Source organism: Photorhabdus asymbiotica (assembly GCF_003634575.1).
GTDB lineage: Bacteria > Pseudomonadota > Gammaproteobacteria > Enterobacterales > Enterobacteriaceae > Photorhabdus > Photorhabdus asymbiotica.
The window spans coordinates 244,689-262,189 of the sequence record NZ_RBLJ01000004.1 but is presented as its reverse complement, the minus strand read 5'-3'; the positions used below and the strand labels follow the sequence as shown (position 1 = coordinate 262,189).

Annotated in this window: 14 protein-coding genes; 12 read left to right on the top strand and 2 right to left on the bottom strand. The window is 43.4% G+C overall.

Annotated elements, in window-relative coordinates:
• Position 1 precedes the first annotated feature (1 nt).
• Together BDD30_RS17015 and BDD30_RS17010 are read right to left on the bottom strand one after the other, a co-directional pair.
• Positions 2 to 814, bottom strand: a complete 813-nt coding sequence (locus BDD30_RS17015; protein WP_121302743.1) for an ABC transporter permease — start codon at positions 812 to 814, stop codon at positions 2 to 4.
• A gap of 36 nt (positions 815 to 850) precedes the next feature.
• Complete coding sequence (locus tag BDD30_RS17010; protein ID WP_015834921.1) at positions 851 to 1,816, bottom strand: ABC transporter ATP-binding protein; 966 nt, start codon at positions 1,814 to 1,816, stop codon at positions 851 to 853.
• 1,129 nt (positions 1,817 to 2,945) lie between these two features.
• Here BDD30_RS17010 and BDD30_RS17005 point away from each other — a divergent pair.
• The 12 genes from BDD30_RS17005 to BDD30_RS16950 all read left to right on the top strand — a co-directional run bounded on the left by BDD30_RS17005 (position 2,946) and on the right by BDD30_RS16950 (position 17,422).
• Positions 2,946 to 3,395, top strand: a complete 450-nt coding sequence (locus BDD30_RS17005) for a phage tail protein (RefSeq protein WP_015834922.1) — start codon at positions 2,946 to 2,948, stop codon at positions 3,393 to 3,395.
• A gap of 214 nt (positions 3,396 to 3,609) precedes the next feature.
• A complete protein-coding gene (locus BDD30_RS17000; RefSeq protein ID WP_015834923.1) occupies positions 3,610 to 4,689 on the top strand; it encodes a phage tail sheath family protein in 1,080 nt (359 codons plus the stop codon).
• Positions 4,690 to 4,700: 11 nt separating this feature from the next.
• Positions 4,701 to 6,113 (top strand): phage tail sheath family protein, encoded by a 1,413-nt coding sequence (locus BDD30_RS16995; RefSeq protein ID WP_015834924.1) that lies wholly within the window; start codon positions 4,701 to 4,703, stop codon positions 6,111 to 6,113.
• A 48-nt stretch (positions 6,114 to 6,161) separates the two neighbouring features.
• On the top strand, positions 6,162 to 7,367 hold the full coding sequence (locus tag BDD30_RS16990) for a phage tail sheath C-terminal domain-containing protein (RefSeq protein WP_015834925.1): 1,206 nt from the start codon (positions 6,162 to 6,164) through the stop codon (positions 7,365 to 7,367).
• A gap of 13 nt (positions 7,368 to 7,380) precedes the next feature.
• A complete protein-coding gene (locus tag BDD30_RS16985) occupies positions 7,381 to 7,839 on the top strand; it encodes a phage tail protein (RefSeq protein ID WP_015834926.1) in 459 nt (152 codons plus the stop codon).
• The gene (locus tag BDD30_RS16980; RefSeq protein ID WP_041382070.1) at positions 7,836 to 8,015 is read left to right on the top strand and encodes a DUF5908 family protein; all 180 of its coding nucleotides are present in this window, start codon (positions 7,836 to 7,838) and stop codon (positions 8,013 to 8,015) included. Before BDD30_RS16985 ends, BDD30_RS16980 begins: the two co-directional genes overlap by 4 nt.
• Positions 8,002 to 8,685 carry a CIS tube protein gene (locus BDD30_RS16975; RefSeq protein ID WP_015834927.1) on the top strand — a complete coding sequence of 228 codons (684 nt, stop codon included), beginning with the start codon at positions 8,002 to 8,004 and terminating at the stop codon, positions 8,683 to 8,685. The genes BDD30_RS16980 and BDD30_RS16975 overlap by 14 nt, the downstream gene beginning before the upstream one ends.
• On the top strand, positions 8,682 to 10,283 hold the full coding sequence (locus tag BDD30_RS16970; protein ID WP_015834928.1) for a phage baseplate assembly protein V: 1,602 nt from the start codon (positions 8,682 to 8,684) through the stop codon (positions 10,281 to 10,283). Before BDD30_RS16975 ends, BDD30_RS16970 begins: the two co-directional genes overlap by 4 nt.
• A gap of 12 nt (positions 10,284 to 10,295) precedes the next feature.
• Positions 10,296 to 10,742 (top strand): GPW/gp25 family protein, encoded by a 447-nt coding sequence (locus BDD30_RS16965; RefSeq protein WP_015834929.1) that lies wholly within the window; start codon positions 10,296 to 10,298, stop codon positions 10,740 to 10,742.
• Positions 10,739 to 11,155, top strand: coding sequence for a hypothetical protein (locus BDD30_RS16960; protein ID WP_015834930.1), 417 nt, complete (start codon positions 10,739 to 10,741; stop codon positions 11,153 to 11,155). The genes BDD30_RS16965 and BDD30_RS16960 overlap by 4 nt, the downstream gene beginning before the upstream one ends.
• Before the next feature lie 208 nt (positions 11,156 to 11,363).
• Complete coding sequence (locus tag BDD30_RS16955) at positions 11,364 to 14,072, top strand: hypothetical protein (protein WP_015834931.1); 2,709 nt, start codon at positions 11,364 to 11,366, stop codon at positions 14,070 to 14,072.
• Positions 14,069 to 17,422: a hypothetical protein gene (locus BDD30_RS16950; RefSeq protein ID WP_015834932.1), complete on the top strand. Its 3,354-nt coding sequence runs from the start codon at positions 14,069 to 14,071 to the stop codon at positions 17,420 to 17,422. The genes BDD30_RS16955 and BDD30_RS16950 overlap by 4 nt, the downstream gene beginning before the upstream one ends.
• Positions 17,423 to 17,501 lie beyond the last annotated feature (79 nt).

The window sequence follows — 17,501 nt, the reverse complement described above, 5'->3', positions numbered from 1 at the left end:
ATTACCCTCCTACCTCTACATACCTTTTCAATCCTTGCTTCCAAACTATTCTTCCTAAAAATAAGAATATAAGACACCAAATGGCCTGTATAAATAATCCGAATATCACATTCATTCCATTCATATCAGTAAGTAATACTCTTAATGGGAAGTATGCAAGATATGGAAAAGGGGTTTTATCAATGATTGTGACAATATATGAGGGAAGAATATCTATTGGGAAAAATATTCCAGCCAAGCTCATAATAACTATTTCTTTCACAAACAAAATCATATCTGCTTTTTGAGTCCAAAAAACATAACAACCAATCGTCCAAGATACTAAGAACCACAATATACAAGACAAAACAATAGATAGAAAACCAGAAAATAGATTATAAATAGATATTTGGAAATCAAAATAACTCCCAAATATAACCGTCAACAATACGAGTGGAACAACGCCTAAAATAATATTAACCAATCGATCCCCGATCATTTCCCAAAAATAATAAATTTGCACATCTACAGGCTTTAGTAATAATGTACTAAGGTTTCCTTCGTGAACTTGTTCATGTAACTTCCAGTCAATTGCATACCATACAAAATAATTAATAAGCCTGGCACCGATAAAATATATAACCAACTCAGAAAATGTATATCCTTCCAATGTATCGCCATTTTCATAAATAGCCTTCCATAAGAAAATCATTGCAATAGCTGGAATTAACGCTTCAATAATCATATAAAATACGCTAAAACGATATTCAATACCCTTTTGCCAAGTGATATAAAAAACCTGCAAATATTTTTTTATCGACAACTTATTAACCATATAGACCTCCATCTCAATTCTTGAGGTTTTTTATTTTTATTCTTCTTTCGAATACACCTTAGCAATGATATCTTCCATTGATAATTCTTCTACATTCAGATCTTCAACTAAGAATTTTTCCAGAATATTTGCTACTGTTTGTGACACCCTTTCACGATCAATTCTCAATGTAACTTCTAAATCCTCCTGATTCGTAATTTCACCGAATAGTTCAAGCTCTCCATTAGCGACCCCGCTCTTTAATTTCATCTTTATATATTTATAGCGACTAAATGCATTAATGATATCAATAGTTTTCCCATCATAGATAATATTTCCCTGATGAAGAATAATCAATCTATCACACAATTCTTTTATATCTTCAAGATAATGACTGGTTAACAAGATCGTTGCCTGGTAGGTCTTATTATACTCCCGTAAAAAAGATCTAATATTTTTTTGCGCAAAAATATCTAAGCCTATTGTTGGTTCGTCCATAAACATAATTTCCGGATTATGCAATGTTGCACCAATTAATTCCATTTTCATCCTTTCGCCTAACGATAGTTTTCTCGTTTGTATTTTTAGCAATTCTGTAACATTCAATAATTCTGAAAGTTTATTTACTCTGTTATTAAAATCATTTGTGGAAATATTATAAATATCTTTAATCAGACCAAAATAGTCCATAGGCGGCAAATCCCATATCAATTGAATTTTATTGCCCATCACCATAGAGATTTTATTCCGGTATTTTAAAGAGCGTTCCCAAGGTATTTCCTGCCAAACTGTAGCCGTTCCACTTGTTCCACTTAACATTTTAAGTGTAGTTGTTTTTCCAGCCCCATTGAGGCCAATTAATCCTACGAACTCACCTTTGTTAATTTTTAAAGAAATATTATTAACAGCATTATTATATTCATATTTCCTATTAATTAATGACTTAATCGAACCAACAAAACCAGGTTCTTTTTCATGATACTTATACACTTTGGTTAAATTTTTTACATCTATTATTGTCATGATTTCTATAATGAACGTTTCTCGTTTACAAAACTGCCGTTAATGTTGACATTGACGAGTTTTAATCCTACAAAAAACAAGTCCCGGTCTTACCTATCTTTAACACCATCCACGGCTGTTCATGAAACTTTCCTGCATTCACCCTTTATTAAGTGTTAATGTTTACCTGATATCAGATTAAAAAGTTCTGACATCAACGTTATCTTTCTGGCACATCTATACTCAATAGATTTCGAGTTGCAGCGCGGCGGCAAGTGAACAAATCCCCGGGAGCATAGATAACTCTGTGACCGGGGTGAGTGAAAGCAACCAACAAAGCAGCAACTTGAAAGATAAAGGGTAAAAGTTATGGATAATGATCTTCCATACTATTCTCCCTGGTTTATTACCATCTATTGTGAGTGATTGCAGATTATACCTATTAAATAGAGCCATCTGTTAGCAAAACAGGCTAATTAGCTGTTCCAAATAATAAATCACATGAAGAGAACCAGTCGGAATTAACCGTTCTGATTAATATAAAAATTAAAACAAATCATTAACCAGATAAGTTATTAAGAACTAATTTATTCTTATATATCTATAAGAAGATGCTGGTTATATTCATGAAATTTTATATATGAAAGTCATAAGAAAATAATAACCTGTAAATAGATTGAATGAGAAAAAACTCCATATTCAAACTTTTCCATCCTTAAGCGCAAACAACTTGAAACCACCAAGCAATAAAACCGTGCTAATACCTAAAATGGCTAACCTCTGCCATACCAATTAATAATTAACCTTCATTATTAATTAATATTCCTTCTGAATATTGATTACTTATAATCATGTCGCTTTATTAAAGACGATTTAAATAATCGCTAGATAAATCTTTTCAGTATAAATAATAACCTCTATATCAGGTTGTTGCGGTAGCTATACCCAATAGATTTCAAGTTGCAGCGCGGCGGCAAGTGAACGAATCCCCAGGAGCATAGATAACTATGTGACTGGGGTGAGTGAAAGCAGCCAACAAAGCAGCAACTTGAAGGATGAAGGGTATATACCCATAACTCAGTGCTAGTCAAAACAAAGCAATAACCCTTTGTTTATCTTTTAAACGAAAATAATCCATTAAGGAAACATTATGTCTACAACTCCAGAACAAATTGCTGTTGAATATCCAATTCCTACTTACCGATTTGTTGTCTCTCTCGGCGATGAGCAAATTCCTTTTAACAGCGTTTCCGGCCTTGATATTTCTCATGACGTCATAGAATACAAAGATGGTACTGGCAATTACTATAAAATGCCGGGTCAACGTCAGGCGATTAATATCTCGCTGCGTAAAGGGGTATTCTCTGGCGATACTAAACTTTTTGACTGGATTAATTCTATTCAGCTTAATCAGGTTGAGAAAAAAGATATTTCAATTAGTTTAACCAACGAAGCCGGCACTGAAATTTTAATGACCTGGAGCGTGGCAAATGCGTTTCCAACCTCATTAACTTCCCCTTCTTTTGATGCCACCAGCAACGAAGTTGCCGTGCAGGAAATTACCCTGACCGCAGATCGAGTGACAATTCAGGCAGCTTAAGAGCGGAAGACTTTATATCCATCTCAGGTATCAGGTGTTTATATTGAGGAACGTCATCTCTTGCACTATCGGTTATCCATGCGTAAACAATAACGCCCATTTTCACCTGTGATGCTTCCGATACTGACCCACCTGAAACAATCGTCCGAATTCATTCGCTGACCCACTTTATCAATCTGTTTACTCAGAATATTGCACAATAATTGGAGGCAACATGCCAACATATTCATATCCCGGCGTTTATATCGAAGAGGACGCCTCACCGGCACTCTCCGTTCGTTCCGGTGCAACAGCAGTGCCTGTCTTTGCCGTGGCAACAAGCAATTCATTAATCACCGATAATTCCTATCTTCGTGTTAACAGCTGGCTGGAATATCTGTCACTCAAAGGTGGACAATTTACTGCCACTGACAAACTTGATATCGCCCTACGCGCTTATTTCATTAACGGTGGTGGATATTGCTATCTCGTTAAAACCGAGGAGTTAGAAAAACACGTTCCAAAACTTGATGATGTGACATTACTGGTCGCTGCCGGAGAAGAAATCATCACTGCCGCAGACGCACTTTGCAAATCTGGCAAAGGATTATTCGCCATTTTTGATGGTCCAATCACCCAAATAACCTCAGACCAAAAACCTGGCGAAGTGCTTAAATCCTATACCGCTACAGCCTATGGCGCAGTTTATTATCCTTGGCTGACCGCTGAATGGGGAGAAAATAAAGCCGTCATTGATATCCCACCCAGTGCCGTGATAGCCGGTATCTATGCCCGTGTCGATAACAACCGGGGTGTTTGGCAAGCACCGGCAAATGTGGCTATTCAAGGCGGATTGCAACCTAAATATCCAGTAACAGATGATTTGCAAGCGCAATACAACCAAGGTAAGGCGCTGAATATGATCCGTACCTTTCCTAAGAGCGGCACGCTGGTCTGGGGTGCTCGCACACTTGAGGACAATGATAACTGGCGTTATATCCCGGTTCGTCGCCTGTTTAACAGTGCGGAACGGGATATTAAAAACGCCATGAGTTTCGCGGTCTTCGAACCCAACAGCCAGCCCACCTGGAAAGCTGTCCACCGCGCTATCGATAACTATCTTCACACCCTCTGGCAGCAAGGCGGCTTAATGGGTAACAAAGCCGAACAAGCCTACTTCGTTCAAATCGGTAAGGACACCACGATGACCGATGACGATATCAAGCAGGGCAAAATGATTGTCAAAGTGGGTCTGGCGGCGGTTCGTCCAGCCGAGTTTATTATCTTGCAGTTTACGCAGAACATTGCTCAATAATTGGAGGCAACATGCCAACAACACCAACTTATCCTGGCGTCTATATCGAAGAAGACGCATCACTGGCACTTTCTGTTAGCCAGGGAAATACCGCAATCCCCGTTTTTATTGGGCGTTTCTTACCCCAAAAAACCAGCACAACACCTCAAATAACACGTATTAATAGCTGGTTGGATTTTACTAACCTATTTAACGTGGGTTGTGCCAGATCAATAGCAATCACATCAACCGAACCCACTCCTGCTGAAAAACCTAAAAAAGTCGAAGGCGATGTATCAGTCAAAGACAATGAAGGAGCTGAAAACGATACAGAAGTGACTACCGCAGCAAATGCCACAACGCCTAATGTAACGGAAGAAACCCCCGGTTACACTTACCAGGTAGTAGTTGATAGCTACACAATAAGCAGTGATGCGGTAAAACTTTATTTCCAAAATGGCGGCGGACCTTGTTATATCCTGCCAATTATGGATACCAGCAAGACTGACATTCTGGCCTTAATCCCTCAGTTAATTGAACAAGCGTTAGACATCACTTTAATTGTCTGTCCTGAACAAGATTCTGATTATCAGAGCCAGATATATAACAACCTGACACCTTCATTATTGAATAACGGCTATTTTCTTATCGCCGACAATCAGGATAAAGCAACCGCTATTAGCGCGAATGTCCCTTCACAAACTGCAACCTATTATCCCGCAGTGAAAGTCTCACAGCTGATGCAAACCAAAGAGGAGCTTGTTGCTGTTTCAGGCTATAAGGATGCAGATACAACAGCAGACAAAGTCACCAATCTGGTGCAGCTCAAAGATAAAAACCCAGATGTCTATCAGAAAGCTGTGACTGCAATACAGAACATAAACAAAACGATTCCCGCCAGTGCAGTGATGGCCGGTGTCTATTGCGCCACCGATGCCCGCCGTGGCGTCTGGAAAGCGCCCGCTAACGTGGTGCTGAGCGGGATTAATGATGTAGCCGAACGACTCACTGACGATGAACAAGGTACCATGAATCAAAACGGTATCAATGCCATTCGCTATTTCAATGGTCGTGGCTTTGTCGTGTGGGGTACGCGTACTCTGCAAGATGATGACAACTGGCGCTACATTCCGGTTCGGCGTCTATTCAATGCGGCAGAACGAGATATCAAGCAAGCCATGCGATTCGCCGTTTTTGAACCCAATAGTCAGCCAACCTGGGAACGCGTCCGTTCAGCCATTGATAACTATCTCCATCAACTCTGGCAACAAGGGGCGCTGGCCGGTAACAGCCCGCAGGAAGCTTATTTTGTTCAAGTTGGTCAAGATCTCACTATGTCCGACACTGACATTAAGCAAGGCAAAATGATCGTCAAGGTTGGTATGGCGGCGGTCCGTCCGGCTGAATTTATTATCCTGCAATTTTCGCAAAATGTAGCACAGTAACCGTACTGAGGCGCGGTTCGCCGCGCCTGTTCTATTGAGGAACCGAGAATGGAAATAAAACAGCCCGGCGTCACCATCACGGAGAACCTGATATCCCAGAAACAAGATGATGCATTTATTGGTGTACCGGTTTTTATCGGCTATACCCAACCTGCTAAAAACAATCGTGTTAGTGACCAAACCGCTGTCAAGCTAAACAGCCTGACCGATTTTACCCTGTCATTTGCTGAATCAGGTTTAATGTACTATTCCGTGCGTCACTTTTTTGAAAACGGGGGTCAGCAAGCCTATGTACTGTCGCTCGGATCTGATAAACGCCAAGACGATTTTCAATCATTGACCACCACCCTACAACAAGATTGGGTTAAACAAGCGATCTCCGCCCAGAGTGCTATCACGCTGATTGTAGTCCCCGATATTGTCTATCTGAATCAGATGAATGATCCCGATTCAGGAATAGATCAACACGATAAGATTCAGTTCTGGCTACAGTTTTGGCAATCCGTACTTAACCTTTGCAACAGCCGACGCGGCATCATGGGATTGCTGGATGCCCCAGATGATCCCGTGCTGGCCGCTGAATGTTTAACACAGTTTTCCTCAGATGATCGGCAATGGGGCGCCGTATATTGGCCAAGATTGAAAAGTGCTTATCAGGAACAAAATCAGCCGATTGTGCTGTCACCTACCGCAGCGGTGGCCGCCATCATTCAGCGTAACGATAACCAAATGGTTGTCTGGCATGCACCGGCAAATGTCCCATTAGCCAAAGTCATCAACCCGGTACGTTCTTATATTGAAGCTGATGAGCTGTTTAATCAGAACGGTACCTCGTTGAATCTGGTGCGCAGCTTCCCCGGCAAAGGGACAAGGATCTGGGGATGCCGCACGCTGGACAACTCGCCCGGTTCTCCCTGGCGCTACATCCAGACTCGCCGTCTGGTTTCCTATATTGAAGCCCATATGACTCAACTGGGCCGAGCCTTTGTATTTGAACCCAATAACGCCATCACCTGGATGAAGTTTAAAGGCCAGGCTTACAACTGGCTGCGTCAGTTATGGCTAAACGGCGGATTACGGGGCACTCAGGAAGATCAGGCATTTGAGGTTTTACTGGGGATTGACGAATCGATGAGTGAAGCGGATCTGCGGGCTGGAAAAATGATCATGAAAATCAGGCTGGCGCTGTTAATTCCGGCAGAATTTATCGAGCTAAGCCTGACATTCGATACCCGTACCGGGATCACCCATTAAACAGGGGCAAAATATGAACAACTTATACACCCCGTCGGTGTCACACCGTTTTATTGCCAGTTTTCTTTTCAACAATATTCCCAGCCCACTCGACATTGCCTTTCAACGGATATCTGGCCTCAGCCGTGAGTTGCAAACCAGTCAACACAGTCAGGGCGGGGAAAATGCCAGAAATACCTGGCTGTCCGAGAAAATCCAGCATGGCAGTCTGGTACTGGAGCGCGGCGTGATGACCGTTACGCCACTGACACTGACGTTTGATCGCGTCCTGCGTGGTGAAAAAGCAATTTATACCGATGTGGTCATCATTCTACTGAATGAAAATTCAGCCCCCGTAGCCAGCTGGACGCTAAGTAACGCGCTGCCAGTTCGTTGGTCTACCGGGGATTTTGATGCCAATAGCAATACGGTTCTGGTCAATACCCTGGAGCTACGCTATCAGGATATGCGCTGGTTAGGAGTGAAAGCATGACCGTCGAAATTAAGGAGCTGATTATTCAGGCTAAAGTTACCGATCCAGCGAGTCACGCCGTCGCACCACGCACGCTGGCGCAAGAAGTGCTGGATAACACCCGCCTGATTGAACAGGTGAAACAAGCAGTGCTAGATGCATTGCGCGAAACAGGAGGTCATTATGAGCTTAATTGAACGCAGCCTGTCCAGACTCACCCTCACCGCTTTCAAGGACCGTGAGGGGAAAATTTCGGTAGGGAGTTTGCAGGCGATGTATAACCCTGATGCCATCCAGCTCGACTACCAAACCCGTTATCAGCAGGACGAAAGCGTTAACAGTGCCAGTCAAAGCAGCCGCTATGTGTTATCCCAACCGGCTGGTTTGTCATTAGTTCTGCTATTTGATGCCACTATGCCCGGCAACAACACCTCGGTGGAAACGCAGCTGGCGACCTTGAAAACCCTGTGTGCCGTGGATGCCAGTACTAACGTCCCCCACTTTCTTAAAATTAAATGGGGCAAAATGCGGTGGGAAAACAAAGGCTATTTTGCTTGCCGTGCCAGCGGCCTTAGCATCAGTTACACCCTGTTTGATCGGGACGCCACACCGTTGCGAGCCGGCGCTACCCTATCTCTGGTGGCAGATGAAAGCTTTGTTATTCAGGCTACTGAGCAACAGTTAAAATCACCGCCAGTCACCGCAATCAATGTAGCCGATATGCTCTCCCTACCCTTGATCGCCTTAGGTGCCGGAGCCTCCCTGGCAGGCGGTATTGATTATCTCTCGCTAGCCTGGCAAAACGATTTAGATAATCTTGATGATTTCACTCCCGGTCAAACGCTGCAAGCGCAGGGGGATGCATGAAGATACCCGCAATCACTATCAAGATAGGTGGCAAAGCCCTCAGTCAATTTACTGTTATCAGTCTGACCGTCAATCATCAAATCAATGGCATCCCCTCGGCTAACATCACCTTAGGTATTGCCGGTGATGCAAATCATATTTTTGATGCCAAGGCGCAAACTGAACTGGCAAGTTGCCGCCCCAATCATGAACTTAGCGTGCAGATCGAAAAAACCGTAGTGTTTAAAGGGATCATCGTTCGGCAAACATTGGGGCTTAAAGGTCAGGACAGCCTGATTACCCTGACTGCTAAACACTCATTGCAAAAATTAACCCACAACTTCCACTCGCAACTGTTCAACAAACAAAGTGATGAGGCGATTCTCAAAAAGCTATTCAGCCAAGCCGGTATCCCTGTCACGATAAAACAAGCACCACAGCTTAAAACGGTGCATGAGCAAATGGTACAGTTTCGCTGCAATGACTGGACTTTTCTAAAAAGTCGGCTGCTCGCAACCCACACCTGGCTACTGCCCGGTAACGATAACGTGACGCTGGTAACCCCGGAATCACTTAATCGATCAACTGTGCATACTCTCCACCAGCGAGCTAACCCTCAGGATGCCGTCCTATTTGAAGCGAATCTGCAATGGGATAACCAACGCAACGCCAAAACCGTGAGTGTACAGTCCTGGGATATTGCCCAACAAAAGCTGTCTCAAGCCAATCAGGCAAAAAGCAGCGGACTAGGTCGTAATCAACTCGCCACAGACAACCTGGCATCATTGACCAATCAAGAGTGGCAATGGACTTTCAGCTACCCGTTGGACAATGAACAAGCCAAACATCTTGCTCAAGGCATCCTGAATAACCGGCGAAGTCATAACGTCTCCGGTAATTTCGAGGTCGAAGGCAATGACCGTTATCAAGCAGGCGATGTACTCGCGTTAAACGGCTTCGGTCAGGGGATGGATGGTCAGGCGATTATCACCGGCGTCAGTCATACCATCAATCAGCGGCAAGGCTGGCGTACCCGACTCACTCTGGGACTATTACCGGAAGTAGAACACGTTGTACCGCTGGTGAAAGAGCTGCATGTCGGGATCGTGGAAAAATATCAGCGGGATAGTCAGTCACTGGGACGTATTCCGGTCAAAATACCGGCTTTGAACTTAACCAACGGCACCCTTTTTGCCCGCTTAGGTAAACCTTACGCCAGCCATGAAAGCGGATTCTGCTTCTACCCTGAACCGGGGGATGAAGTGATTATTGGCTTCTTTGAATGTGATCCACGCTTCCCAGTGATATTAGGCTCTATGCACAACCCCAAAAATAAATCACCGTTAGAACCGAGTGAAAAAAATCCGGTGAAAACCTTAGTGATTAAACAGGGGGAAAAACAACAGGCATTAATCTTCGATAATCAAGATAACACCCTCGCATTAAATAGCGGCAAAAATACCTTATCTTTGCAACAGGATAAAGATATCACGCTTAATTCCGCTAAGAATCTTATTACCCATGCCCAGGAAATTAAAATAGAGGCCGAAAAATCTCTATTCGCCACCGGTAAATCCGGGGTTGATATTAAAGGTGCGAAGATTAACTTAACCCAATAATAAGGTAATGAGATGACAAACAAAATATTAGCCGATATTTATGGTCGGGGTTGGGCATTTCCGCCGCAATTTTCTATCAAAGATAATGCGCATCCTGAAATACCTACAGGTGTAACCATGGCGGAAGGGGCAGAAAATGTTCGCCAAAATATGAAAATTCTTTTTCTAACTGAACCCGGCGAAAGAATTATGCATGAGAATTATGGTTGCGGCCTGAGTGATTATCTGTTTGCCAATATCCGTGACGAAATGATGGCAGAAATTCAAACTCGGATTGAAGAACGCGTATTGCGCTATGAACCTCGCGCAGATATCCGTGAGATCCAAGTGAACCAAAGAATAGACCTGCCCAATGCACTGCATATTCAGGTTACTTACACCCTAAGAGGCAGCGAAATCAGCCAGCAGATTGAAGGCGTCCTTGAAGTTAATGAGGGTCGGGTACAGGTGAGTTTATGAGTAAACAACTGGTGATTGATGGCGACAACCTGCTATTCGAACCGCTATTCGGCAATCGACAAGTTACCATTTTGGGGCCAGCAACCATTCGAGGTAGCGGGCACGCCAAAATCCAGGGCAAAAAGATCGTCATGGTGGGTGATGAAAAAAAGGTGCAACTTCAGGCGCAATATATTACCCCAAGCCATCCAGTGCCCGGCATAGGTATGGTCACTATTGCTCAGTTGGATACCAGTCAACAAGCCAACTTTTGCCGCAGCCCAGCCACAGTCATTGTTGTCGGGCAACAATTTATCGCCCGATTTACCCCAACCCAACTAGCCAATAATCCATCGAGTGGCCCGGATGTGACAGCCCCCAGTATGGGTAAAGGCCGTTTTATCGCCAGTCAATATGCAGTCACAGCCGGATAAATAACCTCTTCAACTTTATTTTCAATAACAACGAACTCCTGAAAATCTATACCCTATGGATTTCAAGATGCATCGCGACGGCAAGGGAGCGAATCCCAGGGAACATAGATAACTATGTGACCAGGGTGAGTGAGTGCAGCCAACAAAGAGGCGACTTGAAAGATGACGGGTATATCAGGGATATATTCAAACAACAGGTGGTATAAATATGAGACAGGCCGAGTTAGACAATAAACTCTCTGCTATTGTGCCAGATACTGTATTTAAACTTGACGAAAGAAGCACACTGGATATTTTAAACTGGCTTAAGGCTTATGCTGAAAAAATCCCTTTCGATCAAGAGAAAAAACAGTTCTGGGACAATTTCTACTTTATTCAAGCAAATAATCCGCAACAATTGGCGGATATTTACCAAAATGTGAATAAAGCGGATGGCCTTTTACCGGCACATCAAGCTTTTATATTGGCCTTTTTAAAGTTATTAGAAACACCCAACCGATTATTAAATACCTTCCCAGCCCGGCACCGTGATCTTTATTACCGGGAATTATTGGGACTAAAACCTAAAAGCGCCCAAGCGGATAAGGTTGCGCTAGGAATTACCCTCAATACCAACAGCACAGAATCACTGATAGCCCAAGGCACGCTATTTGATGCAGGACAAGACAGCGCCGGCAATCCGTTACAATATGCATCAGATACAGATTTACTGGCAAACCAAGGAGAACTGACCGACCTATATTGGTACCGCAAAGATAAAGATGGCTGGCAATCAGCAACACCACTGAACCGTTCAGATAATATGGCATTACCCGAAAACGGTATTCGGCTTTTTAGTCCAATGCCTAATGATATTCCGGTTTTGTCCGGTTATCTGATCACTTCTCCTTTATTTGCCATGTCAGCAGGAGAACGCCGCATTAAAGTGACTCTGGCAAGCGAATGGGCGGGTAATGCTGATCACATCACCGCTAAAATCAGCGCTGGAAATCATTGGCTCTCCTTGTCGGTAAAATCTATCGACAAAACAACCCTTGAGCTTGGATTATCATCCAGTGATGCCTCTGTCACTCCGCCTGATGCCTTGGATAACCTGGTGTTTAATGTACCGGCATTAAAACTGGGCACCACTCAGGGCCCTACTCTGCCTGAGATTAAAGGCATCGAAGTCAGCATTGACGGTAACCGCAGTGTGCGCTATGCCTCTGATGGCGGTATTGAACAGACGGATACCACCAGCTTCCCCTTTGGTCAATCACCGTCGCTGGGTTCCGGTTTCAATCTGATTGCTCCGGAATGGTATGGCTCGGACAACGCAACATTGACGATTACGCCTCAATGGGTTGGCTTGCCTACAGGTAGTTTTTCAACATGGTATGACAAATACAATCCGAAACCAGCCAATAATAGTGTATTCAAGGTACAAGGCTACTTAGTCACATCTCAAAAGAGAGCTGTTCTTAATCAATCTAAATCTCAGTCATTATTTAGTGGAACAGGCGCTCCACAAGGACAAAGCCTGACATTTACCTTACCGGCGATGAATTATCCCCTTGTAGACAGCCCATCGCCCAATGAATGGCCTGCATCAGTGCGCATAGAGTTAGCTGAACAGGATTTTATGCACGCCCAATACTGGCAAAATCCCACAAGTAAAAATGTCCCCTACACCCCGCAAATCAGTGCATTGCAGGTACAATTCAGTGCTAAAGCCAAACCTGAGCAATTCACCGTTTACCCTCTGACGCCTTTTGGTCGAGGTGAGGCAACAGCAAAAATGCCGCCACTCACCCATGAAGCCTTCTATTTAGGCTTTACAGGTGTATTGCCGGGACAAACTATCTCCTTATATTGGCAACTAGAAGGGATTAAAGCCCTCAATTTATCTTGGTTTTATCTCAACGAAAGCAATAGCTGGAGCACCTTAGACAAATCAGTTAACGATCAAACGGGTAACTTGTTTGACCAGGGTATCTGGTACACCTTATTACCACAAGATGCCGCAAATCAGGCCACTCTGATGCCGGCAGGACGGTACTGGCTGAAAGCAGAGATAACCGCGCAGATTGATCCTCAGGATTACCCACGCATTAAAGGTTTGCTGTATAACGCCACGACAGCGACATTAGTTAATGCCCAAGCCGTTGAGCAGGCTCATTTTATCAACGGATTGGCCGCGGGTAGCATTAAACAACCAACCAGCACATCAGTCGCAATCAGCAACGTCACCCAACCTTGGGCCTCGTGGAACGGTCGTCCGCCAGAAACCGAGCAAACTTTCCTGACGCGTCTGCCTGCCCGGTTGTCTCACCGTCATCGGGTACTGAGTTGGGGCAATATTGTCACCTTATTAAAAGAACAATTTATCAGCCTGTTTGATGTCAAATATCCTTCGGCTAATGAATTAACCAAAATCCCGGCACCAAAAACACAACGACTGATTGTGATCCCTAACAGCCGCTACAAAGATAACGATGATGTCCTACGACCAAAGTTAAACCCTGCCCGGCTGGCAGAAATGGTCGCATGGATCAAACACCTCAGTAGTCCCTGGGCAACGATTGAAATTAATAATCCCACCTACGTTGATGTTAATGTGAACTACCAAGTGACCTTTATATCAGGTATTAACTCTGACTACGGCCATCATCAGCTACAACAGCAACTAAGCCGAAAATATATGCCATGGGGAGAGAATCCGACTATTGGCGTGAAAACCGGTAACCGTATTGACTATTACCAGCTGTTAGCCAACATCCAACAATCCCCTTTGGTAGAACGCGTCACCAATTTAAGCATAACGATAGCTAACCGAACCACGGGTGCTATAGGTGAAAGTATCGAAGCTGCCGATGATGAAGTACTGATTTTGGTCTGGCCAGAGCCGCGTCCCGCAAACCAAGGAGTTAACCAATGAGTCATCAGGATGCCCTGTTTCCCATCGTCAAAGACGATATTACTTTCGATGCCTTACTTGCTCAGGCCAAAACGGTCATTGAGCAACAATCAGGCCAACGCTGGAGTAATACCAGTGAAAATGATCCCGGTATCACCTTATTAGAAGCCTGTTGTTATGGTGCGTCTGATCTGGCTTACCGTCACTCATTACCCCTGAAAGATCTTCTTACGCCCAACCCCACGGAACAGATACCTGGCGACGGTATTTTCCCCCAAGAGTTCGGTCCACAACAAACGCTGACCTGTGGCCCAATCACGGCGGAAGATTATCGCCGAGCCTTACTGGACCTGCACAGTAGCGACACAGTTAATGACACCAGCAAAGGTTATTTTTTCTTTAATGATGTCCAACTGATTCGTGAGCCTAAAGAACAACGCTATAAATATTGGTATAACAAACAGGAACGTAAATATACCTTTAATGATTTGGGAGAAGATGGCAAATTAACCTTGAGAGGAAATTACTGGCTTTATTTGCTTCCTAGTCAGGAAACTCAGGCTAATAATAAACTGGCTCAGGAGAAGCTCAACGATTTCCTAAAAAATAACCGTAATCTGGGGGAATCCGTTAGCAAAATTATCTGGCTGCAACCCATTAATTTCCCTTTGCAGATTGACATTGAGCTTGATGATAACGTCATCGATATTCCTGACATCTTCGCCCAAGTTTATATGACGGCGGAACAAATGGTGCTGGAAAAGCCTATCCGTTATACCACTCAAGCCATGAAAAATTTAGGCTACAGTAATGAAAAGATCTTCTCCGGCCCTTATTTACATCACGGCTGGATACCTGCATTACCTCAAGCCAAAGATTACACCAGCGCTACCATATTAAATCTCAGCCATCTGGTTAACCGATTATTGGCGATTAAAGGGGTTCAAAGTGTAAGCCGACTGGCATTAGCTAATCACGATAAAACCATTACTCCGCTGTCGGACGATAATTGGTCCTGGGAAATTGCCCAAGGATATTACCCTAGATTATGGGGTAACAATCCACTGGCATTAATTACCTCAGCAAATAGCCCACTCACCATTACTGCCAAAGGCGGCGTTAAAATTGTTGTTTCTAAACAAGATATCGAGGAAAAGCTTATTGCAGAGCCGCTAATCGATACACAGCCGGAATTACTGGACTGGGGTAAATATCGTAAAGTTTTGGATTACTACCCGGTGAGCAATAAATTACCCGCCTGTTATGGATTACAAACCAAAAAACGTACTCCACAGCAGGTACAATTACACCAATTTATTCTGCCGTTTGAACAAATATTGGCTAACGGTTGTGCTGAACTTGCCCTATTGCCGAAACTCCTGGCCTTTAAACAACGGGGGGAGACAGTATATGGTGTGCAATGGCCTTTTAAAGAAAACACGGTCAGTTACAGCGTTCATCAACAGATCATCTCTGACTTAACCACAAAACTAAATTACGATTCACAAATCTATATCGATGATGATATTCAAAGGCCAAACTATATAAAAGAATTGGAAATCTTAGATCATCTGTTGGGTTATTTTGGCGCTCAACTTGCCGCCAGACCACTTACCCTAGATTTTCGAGATTTTCTGGACACCCAACGCGGTTATCTCGCTCAACAACCGGAACTGACCTATCAACGTAATAATATTCGTATTGATAAAGTGTCGGCACTACAAAAACGGATTGCGGCCCGGTTAGGTTTAGGCGGGGAATGTTTCAGTGATACCCCTGATCTGGCTAATTTGCCTTTCTATTTAATTGAACATCGTCAATTACTGCCGGTAAAACCCGATATCCAATTCGATACTAAGCAAAAGCCTGATTCTCTGGTAGTTGCAGATGATCAATTAAAAATCACCCAGAAAGGTACAGCCGGCCGTTTATTGCAAGGCCAGGTGATTAACCTAATTATCATTGAAGGTGACAGAGAATTCACTTTGCGGGGCCAAATGATCACCGAGGTGACAGGAGAAACATTCACCCTTAACACACGCAATAGCACGGATCTAAAACACAATTTAGAAAGAGTGCTGATGGCATTTGAGCAAGACAAGCTATTCTGGCAAAACAGCCCAGTGTGGTTGGAAGATATGGATTATCAATTAGTTTATGCCGATGCCACATATAACAACGATGTTGAAGATGAACGTTGGATTACCTCCAGCGCCCAAAGCCCTTTCCCGGCCATGATTGAAGAAAATGACGAAATCACGCTGAAATATGTCATTACACCATCTGGGCCTGCCAAAAAGATATTAGCCCGTACAGTTCGCGCTGAAAAGAAATCCGAATATGAGCTTAAAGCACAGGTAGTCAAATTTGATCGTATTCAAGGCAAGATATTAATTAAACGCACCCAAGACTCACGGGATAATTTTCCACCCGAGACAGAAGCATGGCGCTATCGCTGGTATTTCTCCAGCGAAAAATATGCCTTGGCTGATCGCTTTTCATTTGTGGTTAGCGTAGTAGTCAATCACCTGTTAATTGAAAGCAACAAAGTTGACCCTTACAAACTGGAAGCTTGGGTAAAAACGGAGATTCTCGCTGAATTTCCCGCGCATATTTCGATGATTATTCACTGGTTATCACCGAAACATTTTGAAGACTTTGCTAATACCTATAAACGCTGGCAAAACAATGATGCGCCTTTAGGGGACGAGGCATACCATATTTTAGAGACCTTAACCCTGGGAAGATTACCTTCCGCTGCAACCGGTATTGGCAGTATGCGAATTGCCACCGAACAGCAACGTATTGAGGTCATTGGTCAATCGGGCGATCAATGGAACGAAGAAGTGATAAAAGATAATCAGCTATTATATGTGCCTTATGCTAAAGGTATATTGCGGATAGATATTGACCTTAATAAGGAGAATAATAAAGAAACGGCTATTTCAGAATATTTGTATCAACCAGTAGATAATAAAGGCAAGCTGGTATTTTTAACCGATAACAGCCAAATAGGGCCTGAATATGCCGTACTGAAATCAGATAATGCATGGACAGATTATTATATCAAGGTGAAGAAGAATAAAAACGGGGTTATTACTGATGAAACATTACATATTAAAGGCCGGAAGAAAGTAGGACTTAACTTATCATGGAAGGCAATGAATTTATATGACCCTCCAGCCGGAAATAGCTGGTCATTCTATTATGGATTTGTATTAGGCGATAACCCAAATCTTTCTGGCGCATCATTTTACACCGAGGAACCGCTTATCTTATCACTGAATTACCTCTCTGATCCTAATAATCTTAAAGGAGAAGCGCGTACAAAATTTGGTTTTTATTTCGCCTATGATGGAAACAAACTTTAACAATATAAAATAAACATCTCGTTTATTCATATATCAAAATATCCCAAGAATCTCGCTATTATTTGCATCTCTCTTAATA